The following is a 1,392-nucleotide window of genomic DNA, read 5'->3' as shown; positions in this document are numbered from 1 at the left end:
CAAGAGAAGGGGCCAGCCTATCCTTTGCCCCGTCCGCAGATGGAGGAATTACTGAGTTGGTACGCCAACTTTAAGCCCTCTGATTTTCTGTTCCTCTATGGGCTGCGGCGTCAGGGCGATCGTATCCGCCCGACACCCAAACGGCGGAGTGCGAAACGCTAATTTGCTTACGCTGCTTATGCTGCTCACGTTTTTCGAAGCGTGCAGCAGCGAGCACGCGTCAGCAAATGCAGTGTTACGTACTCAACATCACGGATTCGGCAATCTACAGCCGCGTTAGGCCGTTTTGACGCTCTCTCACGCCGAATTCCAATTTTTCTCGTTGAAAACTCTCAGTCTGTAAATCCAAACGCAGACTGAGTTCTGCTCACCCAAATCTCACTCTCTTTTTAGGAGGAATAGGTTATGCGTAGGATCGACACTCATTCATCTCGTTCAGTTTCATTGGGCAATACGTCAATTTCTCAGGGAGAGGCTGACGATACGCCCAATGATGTTCCCAATGTGCTTTCAAAGAAAGGGTATCTCAAATCAGAAGGGAAAAGGAAAGGCTCTAAGCTCAAAACAACTACTAATCTGGAATCCTTAACGCGTTGGGAAGCAGAGTATGAGCATTTTGCTGGGAAGAATGAGGAAGGGAACTGGTTCCTAGTTGTCGTTAAAAAATCATCCCACGATAAATCTCAGGAAAATGTGGTTACAGTGCTTCCATTCGAAGAGGTTACCTCAGATGGGGGAAGGTTCTTTAAAGATCTTTCTAAAAAGGGGTTTGGTTTTTTGCCCCGACGCGAAAAGGATCAAATCCTGAAAAGCCTTCAGGGCGTCGATATGCAAGAGGTAAAGTGTCTGATTGCCTGCCGATCAGGATGGTTAGGCGGGGCATTTGTTACGCCTGGCTATACTGTCTACCCTGCCGGTTCGCCCGTGAAAATCTACCTGTCGCTTCCCGCAGCCCAGCAGGCGTTGAGCAAAAAAGTTCCATTCCTCCGGCACTTCGGATGACTGGCTGAAGGAGGTAGGCCGCTTCTGTCAGGGCAACACGCGCTAATGTTTGGAGTTTCCCTCGCATTGATCCAACCTCTGCTCGATCTGATTAGGCCGGAACAGGGCGGGTTTTTGCTGTATGGACTTCCCGGACGTGGAAAAACCACGGTGCTTATTGTCGCCGGATCGGTCTGGGGCGGTGATCCTAAACGCCTGCTTGGATATTGTGAGAGTTGGAATCACACCCCCAATAATCTCGAGGCACTGGCAGCCTCGCACAATGGTATGTTCCTTCCTCTTGACGAAACGAGGGTTCTTGCTGAGGGAAGTAAGAGTCGGGCCGCCGCCTTTTTCTGCTTCCGTCATGCGACTGTCGGGCGGCGAAGAGAAAGGCCGTTTAGTGCCAGG

General features: G+C 50.6%; 2 protein-coding genes. Both read left to right on the top strand.

What is annotated here, in order from left to right; all coding sequences use genetic code 11:
* Window positions 1-405 precede the first annotated feature (405 nt).
* The gene (locus VZ95_RS24695) at window positions 406-1,002 is read left to right on the top strand and encodes a DUF927 domain-containing protein (RefSeq protein WP_156995484.1); all 597 of its coding nucleotides are present in this window, start codon (window positions 406-408) and stop codon (window positions 1,000-1,002) included.
* Window positions 1,003-1,392 (top strand): DUF927 domain-containing protein (locus VZ95_RS23565; protein WP_332308148.1); only part of this gene is annotated, 390 nt, incomplete at its 3' end.

The sequence above is a fragment of the Elstera litoralis genome, assembly GCF_000963705.1.
Classification (GTDB): domain Bacteria; phylum Pseudomonadota; class Alphaproteobacteria; order Elsterales; family Elsteraceae; genus Elstera; species Elstera litoralis.
The sequence above is the reverse complement of the archived record's forward strand: the minus strand, read 5'-3'. Positions and strand labels throughout refer to the sequence as shown.

What these genes read in the sequence shown, in the direction of transcription:
- VZ95_RS24695 (WP_156995484.1), top strand. Translation starts at nt 406, where the DNA reads ATGCGTAGGATCGACACTCATTCATCTCGTTCAGTTTCATTGGGCAAT.